At 52.3% G+C, this 24903-nt stretch carries 23 protein-coding genes; 1 reads left to right on the top strand and 22 read right to left on the bottom strand.

Annotated features, from left to right (window positions below; all coding sequences use genetic code 11):
• Window positions 1–56: 56 nt before the first annotated feature.
• The 16 genes from LOK74_RS21485 to LOK74_RS21410 all read right to left on the bottom strand — a co-directional run bounded on the left by LOK74_RS21485 (window position 57) and on the right by LOK74_RS21410 (window position 16725).
• Window positions 57–2474: a heavy metal translocating P-type ATPase gene (locus LOK74_RS21485; protein ID WP_230044011.1), complete on the bottom strand. Its 2418-nt coding sequence runs from the start codon at window positions 2472–2474 to the stop codon at window positions 57–59.
• A gap of 406 nt (window positions 2475–2880) precedes the next feature.
• Complete coding sequence (nadA, locus tag LOK74_RS21480; RefSeq protein WP_230044010.1) at window positions 2881–3825, bottom strand: quinolinate synthase NadA; 945 nt, start codon at window positions 3823–3825, stop codon at window positions 2881–2883.
• A gap of 112 nt (window positions 3826–3937) precedes the next feature.
• A complete protein-coding gene (locus LOK74_RS21475) occupies window positions 3938–4807 on the bottom strand; it encodes an HAD family hydrolase (protein ID WP_230044009.1) in 870 nt (289 codons plus the stop codon).
• 115 nt (window positions 4808–4922) lie between these two features.
• The gene (ftsH, locus tag LOK74_RS21470) at window positions 4923–6860 is read right to left on the bottom strand and encodes an ATP-dependent zinc metalloprotease FtsH (protein ID WP_230044008.1); all 1938 of its coding nucleotides are present in this window, start codon (window positions 6858–6860) and stop codon (window positions 4923–4925) included.
• A 69-nt stretch (window positions 6861–6929) separates the two neighbouring features.
• Window positions 6930–7469: a hypoxanthine phosphoribosyltransferase gene (gene hpt / locus LOK74_RS21465; RefSeq protein WP_230044007.1), complete on the bottom strand. Its 540-nt coding sequence runs from the start codon at window positions 7467–7469 to the stop codon at window positions 6930–6932.
• Window positions 7466–8911 (bottom strand): tRNA lysidine(34) synthetase TilS, encoded by a 1446-nt coding sequence (gene tilS / locus LOK74_RS21460; protein WP_338148625.1) that lies wholly within the window; start codon window positions 8909–8911, stop codon window positions 7466–7468. The genes hpt and tilS overlap by 4 nt, the downstream gene beginning before the upstream one ends.
• On the bottom strand, window positions 8874–9344 hold the full coding sequence (locus LOK74_RS21455) for a threonine/serine exporter family protein (protein WP_230044006.1): 471 nt from the start codon (window positions 9342–9344) through the stop codon (window positions 8874–8876). The genes tilS and LOK74_RS21455 overlap by 38 nt, the downstream gene beginning before the upstream one ends.
• A gap of 4 nt (window positions 9345–9348) precedes the next feature.
• Window positions 9349–10110 (bottom strand): threonine/serine exporter family protein, encoded by a 762-nt coding sequence (locus tag LOK74_RS21450; protein WP_420908703.1) that lies wholly within the window; start codon window positions 10108–10110, stop codon window positions 9349–9351.
• Window positions 10111–10113: 3 nt separating this feature from the next.
• Complete coding sequence (locus LOK74_RS21445) at window positions 10114–11031, bottom strand: serine/threonine protein kinase (protein WP_230044005.1); 918 nt, start codon at window positions 11029–11031, stop codon at window positions 10114–10116.
• Complete coding sequence (locus LOK74_RS21440; protein ID WP_230044004.1) at window positions 11021–11782, bottom strand: VWA domain-containing protein; 762 nt, start codon at window positions 11780–11782, stop codon at window positions 11021–11023. The genes LOK74_RS21445 and LOK74_RS21440 overlap by 11 nt, the downstream gene beginning before the upstream one ends.
• 80 nt (window positions 11783–11862) lie before the next feature.
• On the bottom strand, window positions 11863–14340 hold the full coding sequence (spoIIE, locus tag LOK74_RS21435; protein WP_230044003.1) for a stage II sporulation protein E: 2478 nt from the start codon (window positions 14338–14340) through the stop codon (window positions 11863–11865).
• A 327-nt stretch (window positions 14341–14667) separates the two neighbouring features.
• Entirely contained in the window at window positions 14668–15039 is a 372-nt protein-coding gene (locus LOK74_RS21430; protein ID WP_230044002.1) for a S1 domain-containing RNA-binding protein, read from the bottom strand.
• 94 nt (window positions 15040–15133) lie between these two features.
• Window positions 15134–15439, bottom strand: a complete 306-nt coding sequence (locus tag LOK74_RS21425; RefSeq protein ID WP_230044001.1) for an FtsB family cell division protein — start codon at window positions 15437–15439, stop codon at window positions 15134–15136.
• Window positions 15440–15482: 43 nt separating this feature from the next.
• A complete protein-coding gene (gene yabQ, locus LOK74_RS21420) occupies window positions 15483–16052 on the bottom strand; it encodes a spore cortex biosynthesis protein YabQ (RefSeq protein WP_230044000.1) in 570 nt (189 codons plus the stop codon).
• Complete coding sequence (yabP, locus tag LOK74_RS21415; protein ID WP_230043999.1) at window positions 16049–16333, bottom strand: sporulation protein YabP; 285 nt, start codon at window positions 16331–16333, stop codon at window positions 16049–16051. The genes yabQ and yabP overlap by 4 nt, the downstream gene beginning before the upstream one ends.
• Window positions 16334–16512: 179 nt before the next feature.
• Window positions 16513–16725 (bottom strand): hypothetical protein, encoded by a 213-nt coding sequence (locus tag LOK74_RS21410; protein WP_230043998.1) that lies wholly within the window; start codon window positions 16723–16725, stop codon window positions 16513–16515.
• Between the two features lie 295 nt (window positions 16726–17020).
• On the opposite strand from LOK74_RS21410, the gene LOK74_RS21405 reads away from it, so the two are divergent.
• Window positions 17021–17479, top strand: coding sequence for a DinB family protein (locus tag LOK74_RS21405; protein WP_230043997.1), 459 nt, complete (start codon window positions 17021–17023; stop codon window positions 17477–17479).
• 6 nt (window positions 17480–17485) lie between these two features.
• Here the strand turns inward: LOK74_RS21405 and LOK74_RS21400 are convergent, their stop codons facing one another.
• The 6 genes from LOK74_RS21400 to LOK74_RS21375 all read right to left on the bottom strand — a co-directional run bounded on the left by LOK74_RS21400 (window position 17486) and on the right by LOK74_RS21375 (window position 24903).
• Window positions 17486–17779 (bottom strand): RNA-binding S4 domain-containing protein, encoded by a 294-nt coding sequence (locus tag LOK74_RS21400; RefSeq protein ID WP_230043996.1) that lies wholly within the window; start codon window positions 17777–17779, stop codon window positions 17486–17488.
• A gap of 79 nt (window positions 17780–17858) precedes the next feature.
• Window positions 17859–19325 (bottom strand): bifunctional methyltransferase/pyrophosphohydrolase YabN, encoded by a 1467-nt coding sequence (yabN, locus tag LOK74_RS21395; protein ID WP_230043995.1) that lies wholly within the window; start codon window positions 19323–19325, stop codon window positions 17859–17861.
• 19 nt (window positions 19326–19344) lie between these two features.
• A complete protein-coding gene (locus tag LOK74_RS21390; protein ID WP_230043994.1) occupies window positions 19345–21012 on the bottom strand; it encodes a putative polysaccharide biosynthesis protein in 1668 nt (555 codons plus the stop codon).
• A gap of 167 nt (window positions 21013–21179) precedes the next feature.
• Window positions 21180–21722, bottom strand: a complete 543-nt coding sequence (spoVT, locus tag LOK74_RS21385) for a stage V sporulation protein T (protein ID WP_277613405.1) — start codon at window positions 21720–21722, stop codon at window positions 21180–21182.
• A gap of 261 nt (window positions 21723–21983) precedes the next feature.
• Complete coding sequence (gene ltrA / locus LOK74_RS21380; protein ID WP_230042433.1) at window positions 21984–23240, bottom strand: group II intron reverse transcriptase/maturase; 1257 nt, start codon at window positions 23238–23240, stop codon at window positions 21984–21986.
• A gap of 604 nt (window positions 23241–23844) precedes the next feature.
• Window positions 23845–24903 (bottom strand): peptidylprolyl isomerase, encoded by a 1059-nt coding sequence (locus LOK74_RS21375; protein WP_230043992.1) that lies wholly within the window; start codon window positions 24901–24903, stop codon window positions 23845–23847.

Genomic DNA, 24903 nt, shown 5'->3' with positions numbered 1-24903 from the left:
CCATCTCTATCGGTATGGCACCTTCTGTGCGCTCGGCGGCAGGCAGACGGTGGATGTCAGCCTAGTTTGGCCCGCTGCAGCCGCAGTGCGTTGAGTACGACGGAGACAGAACTAAGCGCCATCGCCGCTCCCGCCACCCAGGGAGCGAGAAATCCGGCAGCGGCCACCGGGATGCCGATCACGTTGTAGGCCAAGGCCCAGAACAGGTTTTGCCTGATGTTGGTCATCGTTTTGCGGCTCATGAGAATCGCGTCGGCGATGCTGTTCAGGTCGCCGCGCATCAGTGTTACATCGGCCGCCTCCATCGCTACATCGGTACCAGTCCCAATCGCCATCCCGATATCTGCGGTAGCGAGAGCTGGCGCATCGTTGATACCGTCTCCCACCATCGCTACCTTTTTACCGGTTTGCTGCAGCTTCTTCACTTCCTCCGCTTTCCCCTCCGGCAACACTTCGGCCAGGACGTGCTCGATACCGGCCTGCCGGGCGATTGCTTGGGCGGTCCGTTCATTATCACCGGTAATCATGATCACCTCGATGCCTTCTGCCCTCAGCCGCTCCACTGCTTCTCGCGAGGTTTCCTTGATCGTGTCGGCGACCGCGATCAATCCGGCATAGGCTCCATCCATCGCAACCAGCATAGCCGTCTTTCCCTGTTCCTCCAATCGATCCATCAGCTCGTAAGCGGCGGCTGCATCCACCCCGTACTTGCTCATCAATCTGCGAGTTCCCACCAGCACCTCTTTTCCTTGTAAGACAGCTCGAACGCCGTAGCCGGGGATTGCATCAAATGTAGTTGCTGCAGGCCATTCCGTGTTGTTTTGCCTTTCTCTGATCCCATTGACAATCGCCTCTGCCAATGGATGTTCGGAATTACGCTCCGCCCCCCCAACCATGCTGAGAAACTGGTCAACGTCGATGCCGTCGGCGGGGATGAGATCGGTCAGCTCAGGCTTCCCGTTGGTAACGGTACCCGTTTTGTCCAGCACGACTGCATCCACCTTGTGCGTCGACTCCAGGTGTTCACCGCCCTTGAACAGAATTCCCAGCTCGGCAGCACGCCCGGATCCTGCCATTATCGAAGTAGGCGTCGCCAAGCCGAGTGCACAAGGGCAGGCAATAACGAGCACGGCGATGGCGTTTTCCAGCGCACCCGCGAAGCTGCCGGGTTCGATGGCAAAGTACCAGATCAGGAAAGTCACGACGGCGATCCCCACCACAATCGGCACAAAAATGCCGGAGATCGTGTCGGCAATCCGCTGGATCGGCGCCTTGGAGCCCTGCGCTTCCTCCACTACCTTGATGATCTGCGCCAAAGCGGTCTCTCTGCCCACTTTGGTTGCTCTCATCTTCAAAACACCGTTTTTATTGATCGTCGCGCCAATCAGTTGGTCGCCTGCCCGCTTTTCGACCGGAATGCTTTCACCTGTCAGCATCGACTCGTCTACGGTGGAGGTACCTTCCAGCACTTCTCCATCAACCGGCACCTTTTCGCCCGGCTTCACGATGACAATGTCACCTGCGACAACCTCTTCAACCGGCAGTTGGATCTCCTGATCATTACGAACCACTAGGGCTGTCTTGGCCTGCAGGCCCATCAGCGACTTGATCGCCTCTGAAGATCGACCCTTGGCCAGAGCCTCAAACAGCTTGCCCAGCCGGATCAACGTAATCAAAACGGCGCTGGTCTCATAGTACAGCTCCACCTGATGGCCATGTGCCATGTTCAGCGATTGCAAGGTGAGATACAAGCTATAAAAGTACGCAGCAGAGGTACCCAGCGCGACCAGCACGTCCATGTTGGCGCTTTTGTTCCGAAGCGCTTTGTAGGCGCCCACGTAAAACTGCTTGCCGATCACAAACTGGACTGGTGTTGCCAGCGCCAACTGGAACCACGGATTCATGAACAGCTCAGGCAGCCAGATGAACGAGGTAAACGAAAAGTGGCTCACCATTGCCCATAGCAGCGGGAACGAAAGCACCGCCGAGATGAGCACCTTTCGCTTCTGGGTCGCGATCTCTTTTTGGCGGTGGTCAATCGAATCAGTCTGCTCCGATTTAGGGGCTGCTTGATACCCCAATTGCTCCACTTTTTTCACCATGTCGCTGACAGTGGCCTGGCCGGGTGTGTATTCGATGCGAGCCGTTTCCAGTGCAAAGTTCACAGTCGCATTTGTCACGCCAGGCAGCCTGCCCAATCCTTTTTCTATCCGATTGGCGCAGGCGGCGCACGTCATCCCGCTGATTTGCAGTTCAACTGCTTCCTTTACCGTTCCGTAACCCAAGTCTTGGATCTTTTGTTCCACCTGAGCCACATCAACCTTTGCCGGATCATACGTAATGGAGGCCTTCTCCAGAGCCAAGTTCACACTGGCCTCTGAAACGCCATCGAGCTTGTTTAATCCTTTCTCTATACGCAGTGCACAGGCGGCGCACGTCATTCCTGTTATCTGGAGCGTGGTTTGCTTTTCCATCACACTCACCCTTTCTTTCTCTATTCTTTCCTTGTTGCGTTGTTTTTTAATGATTGCTTGGTATGATGTCCGACTTCACTCGTCCGCAGATGGGCCATATGGCAGCGAAGGAGTGGTGATCACACTTAAATACTATACCCCCCTACCCTATAATGTCAACTCTTTTTTGTAAAACATCCCATGGAGTCAACAGAGCAGCCGGATCGGAAGCACACCTTTCTGCGATCCGTATCTGTTGTGCTTGCTGTCCGCATGAGAAAAACCGTCAGGGGAAAAGAGAATCGTGCGAAACGGGATGCACGAGAAGGAGCCTCAAAGTTCGGGCACAGGTAAAGTCTTATAAAAAAACAAAGCCGCCGCCCCTCTATGCGAGAAAAGGTGCGGCGGCTGTTACGCCTGTCATTCTTTAGTTGGGTGATACTTGCAGCATCCGCTCCAGGGAAGCACGTGCCGCTTCTGCTACATGCTCCGGCACGTAAATCTCCGGACTCATCTTCTCCAGTGCCTCTACACATTTTTTGAGGTTGTTCACCTTCATGTTGGGGCATACCAGATATTTGGACGCAAAGATAAACGTTTTATCCGGGCTGTCTTGCTGCAGCATATACCCCGTTCCATCCTCTGTGCCGATGATAAACTTCTTGTGAGAGGACTCCCGGCAGTACTTGAGGATTCCGGTCGTCGATCCGACAAAATCAGCCAAAGCGACCACTTCCGGGCGGCACTCCGGGTGAGCGACAAACAGCGCATCCGGATGTTCGCGCTTCAGGTTCATCACATCTTGTACCGAGAGTTGGTCGTGCGTATTGCAGTACCCTTCCCAGATGATCATTTTCTTGTCGGTAAACTGGGAGACATAGTGCCCCAGGTTCTTGTCCGGCACCCAGATGATCTCGTCGCTGTCAATCGATTCGATTACTTTCTTGGCGTTGGACGACGTACAGCAGATGTATGTTTCCGCCTTCACATCGGCCGATGTGTTGATATAGGCCACCACTTTGGCGTTTGGATGCTGTGCTTTCAGTTTGCGCAGCCCTTCTACATTAACCATGTCGGCCATCGGACAGCCGGCCCGTTCATCTGGAATAATCACGGTTTTATTGGGATTGAGAATTTTTGCACTTTCTCCCATGAAGTGAACGCCGCAGAACAGGATCACATCCGCATCCGTCTCCCGTGCTTTCTGTGCCAATCCAAAAGAGTCTCCTATATAATCAGCCACTTCCTGTATTTCAGCCCGTTGGTAATAGTGTGCAAGAATGATGGCGTTTCTCTCTTTCTTCAACTGCATCAATCGCTCACGCAGTTCGGCATTGCGCTGTGCTTTCTTTTCTAACGCCAACGCTTCCATAGGGTTCTAACCTCCCCATCTGTTCAACGTTCTCTCTCTCTTTTCATTAGGGTCATTGTAAGCCGGGTACCTGGTAATGTCAATGGCTATCTGGCTGGGTAACCTGCATGAATCAGGTAGTGCCAAGCAGATTTTTACGGATAAAACCTGCCACCCCATCTTCGTCGTGATGACCAGCCACGTAGCGACAGATCGCTTTCAGGTCATCAGGTGCGTTGCCCATCGCGACCGAGTGGCCGACCTGCGACAGGATCTCCCGATCGTTGTCAGCATCGCCAAATGCCGCTGCCTGCTCCGCCGAGATCTGCCATTTCTCCAGGAAGTACTGCAGTCCCTTCCACTTGCTCACACCAGCTGGTATCACTTCCACATTGTAAATGCCTGAAGACGTAATGGTTGCTTCTCCTTCAAATGGCTGCAGTTGTTCGCGTACCCACGCCAGTTCCGTCGGCTGGCTGTGCCAGATAAACAGTTTGGTAATCTGACTCTGCCCACGAGTAATCCTGTCAAAAAGATCGTCCATCTCTACCGCTTGCGTCAGTTTGTAAAAAGAAAAGTGGCGCAGAAGATGCTCCCGAGTCGTCAGATCCGCTGAATCCAACAGCGACTCCACTCGATCCCGGTCTTCTTTAACCATCAAGCGGTTGCTCCCGATATCGTGCAGTTCGTAGTAGATCGGCCTCTCTCTGATCTTCACCACAGCACGGACAATCATAAGCGGATCAAGCGTCGTACAGGTCACCAACCTGCCGTCCTGTTCGTAGATAGCAGCCCCGTTGCTGCAAACATACCCGTCAAACAAAAAGCCGTCGATTGGTGACTGGGCCGACTTATAGGTACGCCCGCTGGCGATGACCAACCGACAGCCTTCCGCCTGCAGCTGCTGGCATGCTTCTCTGGTCGCCTGGGTCATCTCTGATGCTTCATTGAGCAGCGTGCCGTCCATGTCAAATGCAACCAGCCTAACATCACGTGTACTCATCTTTTCTCTCCTCCATCCATCTGGTGGCGAGGTTATTCCCGACTGACCACCTTTGATGATGCAAGCGTACCCTACCGACTGTTTTCTGTCAAAAAAAGGAGCACCTATGGCGCTCCTACTTGTCTTCTTCTTCCTGCTCTGAATCGTTTGCCTGCTCTGGCGTTTCATTCTTTGACTGGATGTGCACGACGACATCGGACTTCTCGGCCGGCAGTTTCTCCAGTTTGCCTGTTTCAATCAACTGCTTGATCTGCTCGGCGTCGAGCGTCTCCACCTTGAGTAAGGTTTGTGCGATCAATTCCAACTGATCGCGGTACTTGATCAGCAGCTCTTTGCAGCGCTCGTACTGCTCATTGATGATCCGCTGCATCTCTTGGTCGATTTCGTAGGCGATCTGTTCAGAGTAATTGCGCTCATGTCCGATATCGCGCCCCAAAAAGACCTGGCCCTGTGAACGACCAAACTGCATCGGCCCCAATTGGCTCATACCGTATTCGGTAATCATGCTGCGGGCAATCGCCGTGGCACGCTGAAAGTCATTGTGAGCGCCGGTACTGATGTCGCCCAGCACCAGTTCTTCCGCGACGCGGCCGCCCAACAGCCCGGTAATCTTGTCGAGCAGGTCGGACTTGGTCGCAAAATAGCGGTCTTCCTTCGGCAGCATCACGGTGTAACCGCCTGCCTGGCCGCGTGGAATGATCGTTACCTTGTGGACCATGTCAGCCCGCTTCAGATGGTACCCGATAATCGTATGACCTGCTTCATGATAAGCGACCAGCCGTTTTTCATCGTCACTGACCACGCGTGATTTCTTGGCCGGACCCGCGATGACACGGTCAATCGCTTCGTCGATATCTTCCATGTTGATCTGTTTCTTGTTTTTCCGTGCGGTTAACAACGCCGCTTCGTTCAGCAGGTTTTCCAGATCGGCACCGGTAAAGCCTGGTGTACGGCGGGCGATGATGTCCACGTCGATGTCATCACCGAGCGGTTTGTTGCGCGCATGGACTTTGAGTACAGCTTCGCGCCCTTTGATATCGGGGCGATCCACCGTGATCTGCCGGTCAAAACGACCCGGACGAAGCAGCGCCGGGTCCAAAATATCCGGTCGGTTCGTAGCAGCAACGATAATGATCCCTTCATTAGCCCCAAAACCGTCCATCTCTACAAGCAGTTGGTTCAGGGTCTGCTCCCTCTCGTCGTGGCCGCCCCCTAGCCCAGCGCCGCGCTGACGACCAACAGCGTCAATCTCATCGATAAAGATGATACATGGTGCGTTTTTCTTGGCATTTTCAAACAAATCACGTACACGGGATGCACCCACACCGACGAACATCTCCACGAAGTCAGAACCGGATATGCTGAAGAACGGCACACCCGCTTCCCCAGCTACAGCACGGGCCAACAACGTTTTACCCGTTCCAGGCGGTCCTACCAAAAGAACACCTTTTGGGATACGTGCGCCAACCGCAGCAAACTTGCGCGGGTCTTTGAGGAACTCGACCACTTCCACCAGTTCCGCCTTTTCCTCATCCGCACCCGCCACATCTTCGAACGTAACACGCTTTTTCTCATCATTATACAGCTTGGCGCGGCTTTTACCAAAGTTCATTACCCGGTTTCCGCCACCCTGCGCCTGATTGAACAGGAAGAAGAACAGGATGAAGATGATCACGATGGGAATGATCGAGGTAAGGAAGGTTAGCCAAATGTTGTTTCCTTCTTGCCGCTCGATGACGACGTCTTCGATGATCTGGTTGTCGATCTTTTGATTGATCAACTGTATAATATCGGAATCGTAGAGGAAAACATGGGTGACAAAGGTTTTCTCCCGATCAGGAGGAGCCTGCTTCAGTGTTCCCTCAACGCGATATGTACCCCCGTCTGGTTGAAGCGTGATCTCGAGTACGTTGTCTTTTAACAGCTCGGTGCGAAATTCTTGATACGTCAGCTGTGATACTTTGTCTGTCCCGGAGAGGACGAAGTTAACGATCCCAACCGTGACGAGAAATATAAGTAGATAGAACCCGGTATTGCGAAAAAACCGATTCATTTCTTACCTCCTCTCGCGAAAAGACACTTCCAACATTTTATCACATCGCTCCTGTTCATCACAACCAAACTAACCGGCATAGACTTCCGGTTTGAGCACGCCGATGAAGGGCAGATTGCGATACTTTTCGGAGTAGTCAAGGCCATACCCGACAACAAACTCATCTGGAATGGTAAACCCGCTGTAGTCAGGCTTGATCTCCACTTTGCGTCTCTCCGGCTTGTTCAGCAACGTAACCACTTTGACAGATGCGGCCTGCCGGTGCTGGAGCAGTTCCACCAGCCGGCTAAGGGTCAAACCGCTGTCCATAATATCTTCCACGATCAGCACATGACGATCCTGTACCGATGTGTCCAGATCCTTGAGGATGCGCACCACACCGGAAGAGACCGTACTCGTGCCATAGCTGGATACAGCCATGAAGTCCATCTCGCAAGGAATGTTCATCTGACGCACCAGATCGGCCATAAACAGGACGGCACCCTTTAATACACAGATCACCAGCGGGTTTTTGTCCCGATATTCCGCGCCTAGGGTATCACCCAGTTCCTTTACCTTTTCTGCGATTTCCGCTTCCGTTATTAAAATCTCCTTGATGTCATTCATCATTCCAAAAAAACCTCCTGCCACTCTTCAGCGAACTCCGTGTGTAACCATATGTATTGCGTGGTCTGCTCACCGACCAAACCGTGCCGCGAACGACGAACGCCCGGCACCCAGATGATGCGATCATCTGCCACTACCAGCGGCAGACGGTCACGCCAAGCTCTGGGTACCTTGTAGTCAATCAGCAGATTCTTCAGCTTCTTGGTCCCGGACACACCAAGCAGAGCGATGCGATCCCCCCTCCGGCGATTCCGCACCAACAGCCTGCTGCCAGCTACCAAATCAGCGTCAAACACAGCATCAAAAGCAGTCAATCTCTCCCAATCAGGAGCCTCTGTCCGCCATTCGGCAGCAAGATATGCCCTGCACTCTTCAATCCAGATTCTCCCTGGAACAGCCAACTCATAGCAATAGTTCACTTCTGTTGGCTCTGTTCGACGCTCTCTTACAAAGTGTATGTATTGATATACCCGCTTTACCACGAGATCATCAGGCAGATGTACAACGGCAGACGGGTGATCACCACAAATGACACGCAAAACGGCCTCCACATGCTGCGAAGACCAATCTGTCAAGGTAGACAGATAACTTAATATTAGAGGAATCATTCTCCTTTGTAAAGCAAGGTCACAAGATCGAAACTTCTTCCCGTCGATGACGATTTGGCTGGTCTCGCGAGCTGTGATGACCTGCTCCAACTGATCATCACTTAACCGGTTCAAAAAGGCGTCGTCAGCCTCTGCCAACGAAGCCAGCTGCAGCAGATGCTCGCGATATCGGGGGTTGATCTCGGCCAAGTGAGGCAGTACATCAAGTCTTAGCTTGTTGCGCTTGTACTTGCGGGACAAGTTGCTCTGATCGAGACGAGGGCTTAATCCTACCTGCTGACAATAGGCTTCCAAATCGTCACGATAGGCGACGAGCAGCGGACGCACGATCTCTACCTCGCCGGGAATGAGCCAACGACGGGCAGGCATGCCGGACAGACCGTGCAGCCCAGTGCCGCGCAGCATCCGGAAAAGAATGGTCTCCACCTGATCGTCGGCATGGTGACCAACCGCCACTTTTGCTGCCCCTACCTGTCGAGCTACCTGTCGATACAGGTCATAACGACGCTCGCGACCAGCTTCCTGTGCCCCGATACCGTGTTCTTTCATATATAAGGAGACGTTTTCCGCAAACAAGTGGCAGGTTATCTGCAACTGGTCACACACCTGTTTGACGTAGTCGGCATCCTGTCTCGCCTCTTCCCCTCGAAAACCGTGATTGAGATGGACCGCATGCAGTGTCCAGCCGTAGGCGTACTCGCGATTTAACGACCACAGCACATGCAGCAGCGCGGTTGAATCGACTCCTCCCGATACACCAACCACGATTCTGTCACCTGGGGCCAGCAGCCCCTCCGCATCAATCTGTTTTCGCACGCGTGCGAGCATTGCGAGCATAACGGGACACAAATCCTTTCCACAGCCTGAATAGCGACAGACCCAAGATAAGACCGGCGGCTATCGCCCCTCCCAAAAGGGAGGTTTGTGCTCCCAAGGTAACCCCGCCAAGGTAGTCGCCATTGATAAAGGCGAGCATTGATTTGTAGGCGGTTGAACCCGGAACCAGTACGATGATGCCGGCGACACTGAAGTTGGTCGCCGGCACGCGCAGACGCACGGAGAGGGTCTGGCTGGCTAACGATATAAACGTCGATCCCAGAAAAGTGGCGAAACTGGCCGCCAGCCCCTCTAGTGTGGCCAGTCGATAGATCGCCCATCCAGACATCCCCACCAGGCCAACTGCCGGCAGTGTCCGCAGCGGTACATTGGACAAAATCCCAAACGAGACCGCTGACAACAAGCTTAACGAAAGTCCCCCCAACCAGAACATCCGATCACCCCACGAAAGAAAGTACAATCGCCGCAGCCACCGCTACCGAAAGTGCGGTCAAAACGGCCTCTACGCCCCGTGAGACCCCGGCGACCAGATCGCCCGCCATCAAATCACGCAGCGAGTTGGTCACGGCAATCCCCGGGAACAGCGGGATCATCGTACCGATCAGCATCAAGTCCAGGTGGAGGACAGGAAAAAACCAGGCAGCCTGCAGCACGACAATGCCCCCCACAAAAGCGGCGACGAACTCGGCGAACAGCTTAACCTGTAAAATCTGCTGAACATAAGAGACTGTCAGATTTACCAGAAATCCAGATACGATCGTCAGCAGGAAATCAAACAGATTGCCGCCAATCAAAACGGCAAAAGAGCCGCTGGCCAAGCCAGCCGCCAGGTGCAGCAGCAGCGGCGGATACAGCGTTTTTTTCAGGTCGATCTCCAACAGTTTGGAATAGGCCTCCTGCAAGCTGATCTGACCGGAGACCAGCTGACGAGATACTTCGTTTACCAACGTCACTTTATTCAGGTCAATGGTCCGGTTGGGAATGCGAATCATACGGGTATGATCTTCATCGCCCGCCCGATAGGAAAAAATGATGCTGGTTGGAGTGACAAAACTGTGCACACTCTCCATGCCGACCGAGCCAGCGAGGAGCTGCATCGTGTCTTCCACCCGATATGTCTCTGCACCGCTTTTCAGCATGATTTCACCAGCCAGCAGGCAGGTCTCCATCACCAGCTCATTGGACAAGCCAATCAGCACCTTTCACATCCACAGATAGTACAAGGAGCTGGCCAACAGCAGCAGTGACGCGACAAACAGACCGCCAATCCAGAATTCAGCCGCACTGCCGCGCTGTCTCGGTGGCGTTCCGCTAGACCGATGACACAGGATGCCAACCAGTTCCCGCTTCATCTCTTCCGCTGAGGCAAAATTTCCGTTAAGTGCTTTCAGAATAGGTTCACGAAACAAGTACAACTCCTTATTGCCACGTATTATATCATAAAGAACCGGCAGATGGCGCACTTGGTTGCGTATGGTGTGCCAACTGTCCCGGCCAATCGACAGACGGATCATCATCAAGGCGACAGCAAACAGATCATAGGACGGTTCGGCTCGACGGTCTCCTGCCTGCCAGACAGCGCGGTCATAATCTTCGGTAAACTGACGAACGGCACGGCCGATCTGGCTGACACCGCCGAAATCAATCAGGTGAACCTGTTTGTCGGCTCGTCCGACCAAGATATTGTCCGGCTTTACATCGCCAAACACCCATCCCTGCTGATGCAGCACCTCCAAGCGAGTCAGAACCTGAATCAGCAGCACAACGACCCAGTCTCGTCCGATACGGTCGACGTAATCGTCCAACCGCTCCCCTTCTACGTACTCCATAGCGTAAAACGAGTAGGATCGTCCGGCGATCAGCAGATCATCAACCTCATAGAGTCGCGGACCTATCCGCAGTGACTGGTCCTGATCAACACTTTTCAGCATGTTCACTTCGATCAGCAGATCAAATGGATCAGCACCAACCTTGACCGCCACTTTCCTGCTGCTGCATAAGGCAAGGTAAACCGCCCCGTTGGCACCTCGGCCCAGTTCTTTAAGAATGGTATAGCTCTTGTGATGCCACTTCCCGCTAAACTGATCAGGCAGACGAGGGATTAGCCGGTTAGAAGACATGGTCTTGCAGCAGACCCTCATCATCCTGATTCGGCTTCGGACGATAGCGATCTGCAAGCGTGCTGGGCAACTCCACCTGCTCAAACAGCGCAAGTGCCTCGACGATGGCTGGTCCTGTCGGTGTAACCCCGCTCATCGTCAACCCCGACGTCAGTTGGAGCGCTTTGTCTACCTGCTCCGTCCATGGGATGCGGACATCCATGTGCTTCTGTTTTCCGGGGAAGGAACAAACCGCCATCCGGCTGGTGCCGCTGCGAGAGCGCAAACTAATGCTGAAGTCATGAATTGCCTGCTGAACAGCGGCCAGCTTTGACTTCATACTGCTGGAGGTGTCGATTAACATCACCACTTCTAGATGACTTCGCTCTCCTAGTTCATCTACCATCCCGGCTACCTGCACCCGTTTTTCTGGGGTTAGGCCGGCTACTGCTGCATCCCCCAGGATCTCTTTCAACTCCTGATTGACCACATGCTGGATCGTCCGTGTCATCGCTTTGCGCGTCAGCATTTGCACCGTCTGAGCCAGCTGGGCGGGATAGACGATGTCGCTCAGCCCACCACCGGCATTGGCCATTTCGCGGATTTCCCGCTCGCCTTGTTCCCCTAGTTCATCTCGGTCGACCACGCCAATCACATTGACGGTTGTCCCTTGCTCTCGGGCCAATGTCGCGGCCGCCACAGGACTTATCCCAACATTGGAGCAGCCATCAGTTACCACCAGTATTTGTCGCAGCGTTGCCGTTTTGTCCACTTTTCATCTCCCCAATCTATTACCTTACTTTTCAAACGACTTCTAACAGTATCGACGGGGAGATCTTAAACCATACCCGATTAGCTGACAATGCGGGGCCGCTCTACCTTCTCCATGCCCTGGATCTGGATCGCCGACCACTGCGGGACGAAGCGTTCGATTCTTGCGGCGAGAACGGTCATGTCGTCCAGAATCTCACCGCAGTGATAGCGAATCACCCGCTCCAGCAGCAGGTCCGCTACTTCTTGTGGATCATCTGTCTCCAGCTCACTGATCAGCCGCTTCATCCATAGCTGTCGATTTTCGATCTGCCGCGGCGCCTCGTAGATGCCGTCCGACATCATGATCAGCAAATCACCGGGCCGCAGCCTTCTGGTGACCACATCTACTTCGATCTCCTCCAGAATGCCGGCCGGCAGATTATTGGCGGTGACGGTAATCACCTCTTTGCCCCGTTTGACGAAGCTGGGAGTGGAACCGATTTTGACAAAGCGCGTATTGGCCGTCTGCAGGTCGATCAGTGCGAGATCGACAGTGGCAAACATCTCCTCCGTGGAGCGAAGGGCCAACACAGAGTTGACCGTCTTGATCGCCAGCGTCTCATCCAACCCGGATTGCAGCAACTGATCCAGCATGTCGAGCGCTGATTTGCTTTCCAGATAAGCCCGTTCACCGTTGCCCATGCCATCGCTAATGGCCAGGGCCACTTTTCCATTGCCCAAATCGATCGTCTTGAAACTGTCGCCGGAGAGCAGCTTGCCGTCCTTGGCTGCTCCCGCTACACCAATCTCCACATCAAATGCTTTTGCTGAAGCAAGGCACATTTTGCAATGACCATCCTTATACGCATCGCAGTGTCGTTCTTTGACCACAATCGTTTCCCCGAGGATTTCCGTCAGCATCGGAGCAACGATTTTGGCACACTCATCCCGTCCATAGCAGGTTGGCTGGCTGATCTCAATATCCACCTTCCCCTCCTCCAGGTTGTGGATGTCTACCCTCCGCACAGACAGCCCCAGTCCCTCCAGGGCGCGGCTCACCTGTTTCTCCTGAAAACTAAGCTCTATCCCCTCGCGTTGGATCTGCTTGGCGAAATCAACCATCACTTTGGAGACGCCGGACAGTTGATCGGCCACGAGCCGACGGCTGTCCTGCACCTGTTTTTTCAGCTGGCTGTACACCTGCTGACGGCGGTATTCACTCTCCATCGTCTCCAATACTTTCCCCGTTTTCACACATTTTCGCTCCCACTCCGGGTTGAGTGAGGTGCCTTGCAAGGTTCCCTGCTCTTGCATCACTTCTGTCAATTCACGCATCGCCTCATAGGTGGACTGTGTCTCCCGCTCCCAGCACTGCTCTTTTTTCCAGCATCTCTGACAGGTCGACTCGGTGACTCGACTGAGGAACAAGTCAATCTGCTCATCCTGCCACTGCGGGGCGGACGTTTGGGCAAAACTGCGAGACAATTGGGTAAACAGCTCAGAGAACTGCATAATTTTCCCTGCCGTCATGTCTCGCACCCGCCGCATATATTCCTGATGGGACTGCTGGTTCTCCAATGTGCCAGGGATAAAGCTGGAGACCTTTTTCCACACGGCGGACGGTGTCAGCACAAACATCAAAATCGCCAAAGCAGACTCCAGCAGGGAGGGGTACAAAATATCTTCCGCTCCTCCATAGATCGCGAGGATTGCCGTTCCGATCACCAGCCCGCCAGAGACCCCTACTTTGCCGCCCTCTTTCAACAGACCGGCGAGCAGACCGGAGAAAGCGAGCAGATTGATCTGCTGCAGAGCACTCACATTGGCCATGCTGAGGATCAGTCCGGTCACCACACCAACTGCCGCTCCCACCGTACCACCACCGGTAAAGGCAAACAACAACAGCAGATAGCGGGAGAGCACATGCTCCATCGAGATCCCCTGTACCACCCAGCCAACTGTCCCCGTCATCAACGAGGCCAGCAAGATGACCAGACAGACAATCTCCTCGTTTTTCAGAGGTTCATAAGGCTTGGCCAAGTGAACGATCGACAGCGACTGGATAAAAATCAGCGTCAGCACAAAACTAAGAATCGCTTCAATCATCACCATAACCAGGTTGTAGGTGGTCACCTGGTTGGTGAGCACGTCAAACAGCAGATGGCTGACAAATACAGTAGCCAGCACAATAAACGGGGTAAGTGAAAAGTCTTTGCGCCGAAACCGCTCTGCCGCCCTGCAGGCAGCCAGGGAAAGCGCAACACTTAGCACTGCCTGCAGCGTTAACGGAACCGAATGGGTGGCGGCACCGGCAATCAGTGCCAGCGCCCCAACCAACAGACTGTCCCGCTTCAAGAAGTACATCACGATAAAATAGGGGACGATAAACGGAGCCAACTCTTCTAAAATCAATGCCCGTCCGAGCAAGAAGCCCATCGTCAGCGGGAGCAGATGCCATCTCTTGGTATATTCTGCCATTCTCTCTCCCCAACCTCCGATGGTCCGCGTCCACTGGTTAGCCAATCGTGCCGTCCAGGTATGACCCGTATCGGAGATCACTTGGTTCTTGTTTAACATGATTAACACCACCCGTTCGCGTTTTGTGGTTCTCATTATACGGAGTGGGTGGTGGAAATTTTGTCAAAAGTTTGGGACGCCATTCACAGAATCGTCCGACAAAAAATGAGAAAACCCAAGACAAAAAAAAACCGACGTTTTGCGTTCAACGTCGGCCGATCAGGTGATTCGCGCTAGCGAAACGGGCTATATCATATACATTCTCCACAAGATCTGAATAACCCTTCCTGTTTTTCTCGTCATTTTATCATTTTGGCAAATATTTTTTCTAACCGCTGTTGCATATAGGATAGAGAAGCCTTATTTGTCGCCAGATGCCAAGTGGTTTTAGCGACCTCGCCCTCTTTTGTCGTAGTTTTTGCGAATGGAAGAGAGTCGGTCTTCACTCTCTTTTAAGAACTTGGATAGTTTTTCTTCAAACCCTTCTCCACGTTCGCGGCCATGACGAGGTGGCTTTTGCGGTCGATCGACGGCTTTTTTTATCGACAGCCCGATCTTCCCGTCCTGTTGGATGTTCATGATCTTTACCGTCACGGTGTCGCCTATCTTTAAGTGCTCATGGATATCCTTTACATAGGTATCAGCGATTTCACTGATATGAACCAGGCCGGTAACACCTCCAGGCAGCTCTACAAATGCTCCAAAACTGGTAATACCCGTCACTTTACCCTCAAGCTTGCTGCCCACTTCAACTACCATGAACGTGGAAATCCTCCCTTATTAAAATAGTTCGAACATTTTAAATTATATCGGAAGGAAAAAAAACGTGTCAATCGGCTTACACCACATCGTGCTATTCTGGCAGGATGAACAGCACCTCACCCGGCTTGGCAAGCGAGTATTTTTTTCGCGCCAGTTCGGCGATGTACTCCTTGTCGTGCAGGCGATTCATTTTATACTGCAGTTCATTATTGGTTTGTCGCATGGTTGCCACTTTCTGCTCAAGCTCGTGCAGCTGCTGTTCCTTTTCCGCTAATGCACTGCTTTGCAGATACGCCGTATAGCCCGTCCAGATGGAAAAAAACAGCATGAGGAACAGGAAGAAGCGAATCCTGCGCTTTTGTCCTTGTCGATTTGATTGAGAAGGGCTATGTCTCATCCTGCAACACCACCTTTTCCCTGCTGGATAGCCCCAGCGTACCCTATCGCTTTTTTCTCGGCAACAACCAATTCTTCATTCGCGCCCATACTCCTGCTCCTGTCCGTCCTAAACCTTTCCCGATATGTTGACTCCATTTGGCAAACGGATTCGTCACAAACAAGACAATCTTCCACAAAAACGAACCGATAGCCAGCAATACGGAGAACACAAACCCTAGCAAAATCGAGATCAGCTTGTAGAAAAACAGGATCGGCTGTACGATCAAAATGTCCATGATTGTCAAAACCGTCCGATAAAGCCACCTTATACATTTTATCACGGCTAGCAACAATTGGGTATACATCTTACTGCCTAGGGTGAAGTACAGCCAGGCACCACCCAACATACCGATGAAGATCGGCCAGCGCACGATCCCATCGTTTATCTCGCGAAGGACCGCAAAGACGAGGAGAACACTTGTCAGCCAAAAACAGAGATCCAGCAAAAAAACCAGCCAGGCGGGAACCCGACGTTTCCGCCTGAACAGTTGATAGGTGTCGAACCCGATTCCCATCAGCACGCCACACGCGGACATGATCGCAATCGTCTGCAGTTGAACGGAGATACTCACTTGAACAACTTGCCGAAGAAGCCCCGCGACCGGTCTCCGGCCTGCCCCTGTTCCAGATATCCCATCTCGCTGACAAGTCCCTCGATCGCCACTTCGCCGGTTTCCAGACTGAGGTTCTTCATATGTAAGTTTTGTCCGCGAATGGTCAAAAACCCGGCGTCTGTTTCCAACAGGAACTCTTCGCTGTCGAAGCTCTCCACGTTTTTTACCCCGCTTATGGCGAGACTGCGGCGATTGATCATCACGATTTCATGGCGCGGTCGTTTGGTTTGTTCTACCATCGTTGTCTCCCTCCCCTTTCCGTACTGCGGACATATCCGTTCTTGTACCATGTTATGAAGGGGATGTCCATTTAGAACAGGAAGGTCGGGGAAAACGGGCCGTTGTTGCGATTGGTTGTCCGTTTTAGGGAACACCGATTCAGCAATACGGTCACGGGGAAAAACACTCTGAGGGCCCTCTACTTTGCTTTGGACGAATAGTGGGGGTGGCGCAAAGAGAAAAACAGGTGTACTCCGCTCGTGCCAGTGCCTGCAGGGAAGTTGAGATGACCCGCTCCAACAAACCGGTACGACGGCCAAAAGCCCTCAAGGGGCGTGGGGATTTCAGCGAAGCAGTTGGCCGTCAAGCGTGTACCGCTTTGTTTCCGCTCCGACTCTGTGGGCACTGCCAAGGCTTTCGCTCACCTGTTTTTCTCTTTGCGCCTCGTAGCGTTTGCTTGTGTACGCAGTGTCTCCTTGCGTAGGTCCAAAAGCTTGTCCTCCTATCCATCCATCCCTTATCATGTGACCAGTTCCTCTCCCCTTTGAGATTGATAAACAAGAACATTTGTTCTAAAACAAGGATAACATCATAGAGCGGAGAATATGTTGGTAATTCTTGAGGTTTACCCAACAAATTCCAAACTAAGGCAGGCATCGTTTTCTTCATGAACGAAAGACTACATTGGCTGATAAGGAGCGGTTACGTTGATCAAGTTGTTTCAGTATAACTGGATGGTAAGAGATGAATGGTTTGAACTGTGCAAGCAAGTCCCAATAGAAGAATTGTTGCGCAATCGAATTGGTGGGGCAGGGAGTATTCTTTATACACTTTTCCATATTTCAGACGTGGAATATAGTTGGATTCGTGGAATACAAGGCAAACCAGATATCCAAGTCCAATATGAGAACTATAAGTCGCTGGAACAAGTAAAGGAACTGTCCGATTCCTGGCTCCTAGAAACAAAGGCGTTCCTTAATACTTGGTCAAATGATTTCGAAAACGATATTGTGATTGTTCCATGGGCTGAAGGACGTTATACCAAAGGAGAACTATTACGCCATGTCATTGCACATGAGATTCACCATATAGGTCAGCTATCCATATGGGCAAGAGAGATTGGGCTTCAACCAATATCAGCCAATGTTATAGGTAGAGGATTGTAAAAAAGACTACCCTCGCAGGTAGTCCTCCTCTTCTTTCTCATCACGCGGTACGGGGATCTCCCCGATCACTTGGTACAGCGACGCTGCCTCGTCTTTGCGCGGGTTCTCCTTAATCTCCTCCACCTGTACGACCACTACCTTTTGACCGAATCGGATCGCCAGTTTGTCGCCTGGTTTGACCGTACTGGATGCCTTTGCCGGACGGTCATTGATCTCCACCCGGCCTTGGTCGCATACATCTTTCGCCAATGTGCGTCGTTTAATCAACCGCGATACCTTGAGAAACTTGTCCAATCTCATGTGAAAAACCTCCCCTTGCCCTCTCTGCCTATCTTTTCAACCGGACTTGCCGGGTCTATTTGTTCGGTACACGTGATCGCTATGTACCTCTTGTTTTCGCCTCTTCCCACCACTTGTCCATCTCTGCCAGACTGGTCTCTTCAAATGTACGACCAGCCTCCTGCAGTTTTTGTTCGATGTAGCGAAAGCGGGACATAAACTTGCGGTTTGTCAACGCCAGCGCTTCTTCTGGATCGATTTTGAGAAAGCGGGCCAAGTTGACGACAGCAAACAGCAAATCGCCCAGTTCTCCCGCCTGCTCCTCAGCGGGGGCTTGCTGCAATTCGCGGTACTCTTCCTCAATCTTGCGGTAGACGTCAGTCAGGTCGTCCCAGTCAAATCCGACAGCCGACGCCTTCTTCTGCAGCTTGTATGCGTACATCAGCGCCGGTAGATCGCGCGGGATTCCGGCCAACTTGGACTGAGCGGCAAGATCAATCCCCTTGGCCGCCTTTTCCGCTGCTTTGATCTCCTGCCAACCGGCGAATGCCTGGTCGGCGTCCTCCGCCTGCTGCTCGCCGAACACATGCGGGTGCCGGCGGATCAACTTTTCATTGAGGCCGGCGATCACATCGTCTACCGTAAAGTATCCATCTTCTGCAGCCATTTGGGAATGAAGCATGATTTGCAGCAGCAGGTCGCCCAACTCTTCGCACATCGCGTCCGGATCGTCGTCATCGATCGCTTCCAGCACTTCGTACGTCTCTTCGATCAGGTTTTTGCGGATGCTGCGATGCGTCTGTTCCCGATCCCATGGACACCCCTCCGGACTTCTCAGGATCGCGATAATCTCCTTGAGATAGCCAAACTGACGGTAACGGATCGTCTGATCTTCCGCAGGAGCTACATACACCAGACTCAGGTTGCCGAGATGGCCGACGCGATCCAGTTCGTGCAGCGGTACCCTCTCGATCCGCTCTGCTCCCTGTATGCCAACCGCTGTCACCACTGTCACAGGATACTCATCCGGATATACATCCATCAACGTCAGCTTCACATCAGATGCCGTAAACTGATCATACACTTGTGCAATCACGATATGAAGGGAGGGGTTTAGCTGCTCCGACTGCAGACTGGTCCCATCCAGCAGAGCAAATCCGTCAATCGGATCAACACCAAGACGGGAGAACAATGGATCGAGAAAACTCTGTCCACCGACAATCTCCACCTCAACCGATGCTTCATGCGCACGCTGCAGCAGCAATTGGACGGTCTGCTCTGCCACCAAGGGGTGCCCAGGCACGGCATAGACTAGATCATTCGAGCAGGCTGCCTGGAACAATTGTTCTACTATCTTCTCGTACACCTCGGCAAACGTATCGTAGCTCTCGTATAAACGATCAAACGACTCATACGATACCCCCTCTGCCTGCAACTCGGCCACAATCGGATGCTCTGCTGTCCGCAGATAAAGGACCGGTGTGTGTTTCAGCAACTTGTATATGCCCAGCGGCAGTTGATCCAGCGTGCCTGCACCGAGTCCAACTACACGGATCTTACTCCCCATCGGCAACTCTGCCTCCCTCTCAGTGTGTTTCACCATGCGATACTTCTTCCCGCAAGAGCCTCAGCCGTGTCAGCAGTGCCGCAATCCGCTCTCCCTTGGGGATCAAGCGCAGGTCGGAGCGAGTCAACCCCCCTGTCAAGAATAACGAAATCCCGTAAACCACTGCACCGGCTGCCACTCCGGTCAAGCCAACCACCGCATGAAGCAGACGCTCTGAACCGATCTGATCGGTCAGAAGGGCCAGCATGCCATAATCGACGGCAAAGACGACCACGGACATCATGCATACCGCGAGAAATGGTTTGCCGACCAGCGTACGAAGCGGAAACCGGGCACCCGTGTGGCGAACAATCGCAACAGCATTGAGCAGCATCGCCACGGCGTAGGCGAGTACGGTAGCGATCGCCGAACCTGAAATCCCCAAAAACGGGACTAGCAGCAGATTGGCCAGCAGTTTGACGATAACGCCAATCATCAGGTGAACGGCGGGCAGCATCACCCTGCCCAGCCCCTGCAGAATCCCGGACGAGGAGATCGACAAGGTGGCAAACACGATCGTAAACGCTTGTATCGCCAACGCTTGTGTCCCGCTGTCATCGCCGTACAGCATCACGTTAACCGGTTCAGCCAGCAGCGCGAGGCCAAAAGAGGCCGGCAGTCCCAGCAGGAACGTCAGCCTCATCGCCAGTTCGGTTCGAACCGCAATCACCCGCTGCTGTCCCTGTGCCGCCGCTTCACTGATCGCCGGCACCAAAGCCAGCGAGAGCGATGTGGCGAAGAAGGTTCCAAACTGAATCAGCGGCTGACCCCGGTCAAATACTCCCTTGAGAATCTTCGACATCTCTTCCGACACACCGCTCCACTGCAGCATGTTAGCTACCGTAAGCGAATCGACCAGAGGTATCAGCGGCAATACCAGTGCGCCGAGGCAGATCGGGAGAGCGTACACCACGATACTGCGCAGAATCGCCCGGTTGGAGAGCTGTGACTCATTGCCTGCCATCTGTTTCCGCTGCTGTCGAAGCACTCTCCGTTGGGCCCTTGTGTTCTTCTGCCAGTAAAAAAGCAGCACCAGTATAGCCATCACCGCACCCGGAAAAGCCGCAAACACCGCTCCGGTACCGGCGAGATACGCATCTTGATACACATTCATCATCCAAAAAGCAGAGATGAGAATGACGATAACCCGGAATAGCTGTTCCACAACCTGTGAAACACCGGTTGGTACCATGTTTTGATGTCCCTGGAAGTAACCGCGCATAATAGCCACCACCGGCACCAAGGGAAGCGACCAGGCGACCGCACGGAGCGGAAGCGTCAACTGCTCGTCCCCCATGACCCGGGAAATCCACGGTGCTCCCGCGTACAGCAGGAGAAAGAAAAGAAGTCCCAAGCCCGCCAGCACCATGCTGGCCACTCGAAATGTTTTCCGCGCTCCCAACACGTCACCCAACGCCAGACGTTCGGATACGATTTTCGATATCGCGATCGGAAACCCAGCCGTCGCCAGAATCAACAGCGTGCTGTAGAGCGGATAAACCTGCATATAGACGTACAGCCCAATATCGCCCGTAATGTTTTGATACGGTATGCGATAAACGGCGCCGAGCAGCTTGGAGATCAAACCGGCGATCCCCAGAATAGCGGCGCCTTTCACAAAGTGGCTGGAGCTTTTTTCAGCGAACATACAAGGTTTCGGTCTCCTCTCGAACCAAACTTCGTCCATTATATCACATCTTGCTGCTCAAACAGAAAGCCTCCACCCCTGTATGTCCCTGGCGCACGACTCCACCCGCGGTGCATGAAAAAAAGCAGCCCCCTGCGGATCAACAGGGACTGCACCATTATTTGTGTCTACTGCTCCATCTGTTTGCCGAGGAAGCCAGCAGCCGTTTCAGCCATCTTCATCTCCAGATCGGACATTTTGACCGCATCGTTCTTGCTGAGAAGAACCACCGCTCCGATTGGGTCACCGCCCGCAATGATCGGTGCGACAACAAACGCTGCATATTGTTCCGGCATGTCGCGGCAGATCTCGTATTGACCTGGGTTTTTCTCCAGACGTGTTCTCCGCTCTTCCAATGTTTTTTCGACGATGCTGCCAACCGGCTTGTCCATATACTCTTTTTTCGATGCGCCGGAAACAGCAATGATCGTATCCCGGTCTGATATCAAAACGACGTGATTGAGACTTTCATACAGTGAATCAGCGTATTCTTTGGCGAAATCACCCAGTTCTCCAATGGGAGAGTACTTCTTCAAGATCACTTCTCCGTCACGATCGACAAAAATCTCAAGAGGGTCCCCTTCGCGAATGCGTAGCGTTCGGCGGATTTCCTTTGGGATCACGACCCGTCCGAGGTCGTCAATTCGACGAACAATACCTGTTGCCTTCATAATCATGTTGCCTCGCTTTCTTGAGAAATTGGGTTGTGAACTTGTGGAGGGTCATCTTTATTTTTTCCGTCAACCCTGATTTTACTATCCCTTGTGCACCTGCAATGTTTTCCACTCTCGTTATACTCTCCCCCGGGTGGTAGCGAGTGACTATAGTATGTACCCCGTTATGCAGAATATGCGATCAATCGAGTAAGAGGGGGCGGCTAACCCCCGTCTCCTCACACCACCGTACGTACCGTTCGGTATACGGCGGTTCAGCTAAGTATGACGTAAAAGAGAGTACCTCTCCTTAAGACTTTTCAGACCTTCGGTCTGCCAATAGGCATTATCCAAAGTTCTGTGAAGTATTGGACTACAAGCAATCCGCCAGTATTTCTTACGAGAATTACCCCATTCATAGGCTTTTACTTTGGGAGCTCCCAACGTTAAAAGCCTTTTTACTTTTGTTTGAGGTTTCTTCCACTGTTTCCATAGGCACATGCGGAGTCTTCTTCTTATCCATTCATCTAAACTGGAGAATACCGAAGGTGTATCCGCAAGCGAGAAGGATCCAACCCAGCCGATAAGGTATTGGTTTAGCTGTTCAATCCGATACTCCATAGGTAATGGTTTAGATCTTGAGGTAAATTCCCGAATTCTCTGTTTTACCTTCTTCATGCTTTCTTTGGCTACTCGAATTCTCGGTTCGAATTGGGAGGTAAAACTGAAACCAAGAAACTTTCGTCTCCATGGACGATCCACCGTACTTTTGTCTTTGTTGACCTTAAGTTTCAGCTTCTCTTCCATGAACTTAGTAATGGATTCCATTATCCGTAGGCCAGCCTTCTTTGAGGAGACATATATGTTACAGTCGTCTGCGTACCGGACGAAGTGAAGATTTCTCTTCTCCAGTTCCTTGTCTAGCTCATGTAACATGATGTTAGATAGAAGTGGACTGAGAGGGCCACCTTGCGGTACTCCTTGTTCATTAATTGTTTCAAGGCCGTTAATCATGATGCCGGACTCTAAGTAACTTCTAATAAGCTTGAGAAGGGTTTTATCCTCGACATCCTTGGCTAAAAGCCCCATTAGTTTGTCGTGGTTTACTTTATCAAAGAATTTCTCTAAATCTAAATCAACAACCCACCGTTTTCCCTCTCTCATAAATCCTTTTGCCTTGCGAACCGCATCATGTCCTCGTCTGTTAGGACGAAAACCATAGCTATGTTCGGAGAACATCGGATCGAAAATTGGGGTAAGAATTTGCGCGATTGCCTGTTGAATGAAGCGATCTGTCACAGTAGGTATACCTAATAACCGAACACCTCCGTTAGGTTTCGGGATTTCGACTCTTCGGACTGGTGACGGTTTGTAGGTACCATCCTCTAACTGCTGGCGGATGGAGTCCCAATTGGTCATGATATGTTCACGTAGGGTTTTAACGGACATACCATCCACACCGTGACTTCCTTTATTCTTTTCCACTCTTTTTAGCGCTGTCAGAAGGTTTTCCCGTGACAGGAGTTGCTTCATCATATTGAGATATTCCTTTCGCGTGAACGTTCTTTCTACTTGTGCCATTCTTACCTCAGCCCTCTCAGAGTCCCCTGTGGGATTCACCACTTCCTCCACTGAGTAAGTCCTTACGGATTGTCTGCTTCATTGATAAGAATGAACGCCTAGATTCTCGTTCTTCCTAGCTGTTTGGTCCTTCCCTGTTCAAGCGTCCTTTACTAGGGTACTATGACCTCTGCTGACTCCTGACCGTTCAGCTTCTCCTTGCGAAGAAGGTTACCATGAGGGCATGGCGTTTCGGTCAGGTCTCCCCAGGTAAGAGCGTTATCTTCCCCTCCATCTATCTGCCTCATTTACTTTCATTCGCCTTCGGCAGTATGGACTTTGCCTTGTGTTGCAGGCTCATCCAACGAATGCTAGCCTTATATGAGGTTCGTGTCCCTCAGACCGGAGGTTTGCCGCCGACTTCCTTCAGATTCCACCTCACGGTGGACACCCCTGTCTTAAGCTAATGGCTACTACTGCCTTCGCCATTCAGGACTTTAACCCTAAAGATAACGCCCATGCTGGGCGCACAACGCAAAAACAGGGAATCGGCCGATTCCCTGTTTCCTCCTGTCGTACATTAACTTTTTTGGGTTACTTTTAGGTAATTCCATTTGGTGACCAGTTTGTCTACTTCGTCCTTGATGAATTGATTGTATTTCTCCTGCAGCGCTGTTTCACGCAGTGCGTCTTTGGCTTCTTCAAACGGTGTGACGGCGCGTTTTTCCACCTTCATCACGTGGTAGCCGTAACTGGTCTTGACCGGATCACTGATCTCGCCGATTGGCAAGGTTAAGGCAGCCTCCTTGAACTCCGGCACCCAGTCATTTACGTTGGCATTTTCATACAGCCCGCCCGTCTCTTTGCTGCCAGGGTCATCGGAGTACTCTTTGGCCAGTGCGGCAAAATCTTCTCCTGCTTTCAGGCGCTTCGCCAAATCGTCAGCCAGTTTCTTTGCTTCCTCATCCGAACGGCTTTCGTTGGAGATCAGGATATGCCGGACGGAGGCTGTGGTAAAGGCAGATTTGTCAGCCTTGTCGTAGCGCTGTTTGAGCTCCTCCTCACTGATCCCGCTGCGCAGATAGCTGATCGAGGAATTGATCAATGTCATTTGCTCAATCACCACGTCTTTGGTGACTCCCTGCTTGTCCATCAGCTTGTCAAAATTTGCTTCTTCATTGTTCAGAAGTCCCATGTACTCTTGTTTGAAGCGGTCGAACGTTTGTTCCGCCTGTTTCTTCGCTTCACCAGCCACTTTCTCGTCTGCCCGGTTGGCCAGCAAAATCGTACCGGTGTATTCGCGAATGTAGGTCTCCAGCATTTGCTGATCTGCATTTTTGATAGCCTGTCCCTGTCCCGGCTGGAGGAAGTTCAATGTACGCAAAAAGTCTTCAAACTGTTTTGCAGTTAGCTTGCCACCCTCATACTCGGCTACCACAGTGTCCGGGCCGACCTGTTCATACGGCAGCGTCACCCCCGGAAACTGGGCTAGCTGATCATTTTGCTCGGCCTGTTCGTTCGGCTTGGCGGGCTGCTCTGCTTCTTCTTTGCCGCAGCCGGCTGCGAGTACGGCAAACGCCAACAAGATCGCTGTCATCATAGGAAAAAAGCGCGCTTTGCGTCTATCGGTCTTTTGCAT

Origin of the sequence: Brevibacillus humidisoli, assembly GCF_020923435.1 — a bacterium.
Classification (GTDB): Bacteria; Bacillota; Bacilli; order Brevibacillales; family Brevibacillaceae; genus Brevibacillus_E; species Brevibacillus_E humidisoli.
Note: the sequence above shows the minus strand (reverse complement) of the source record. Positions and strands in the feature narration are given on the sequence as shown.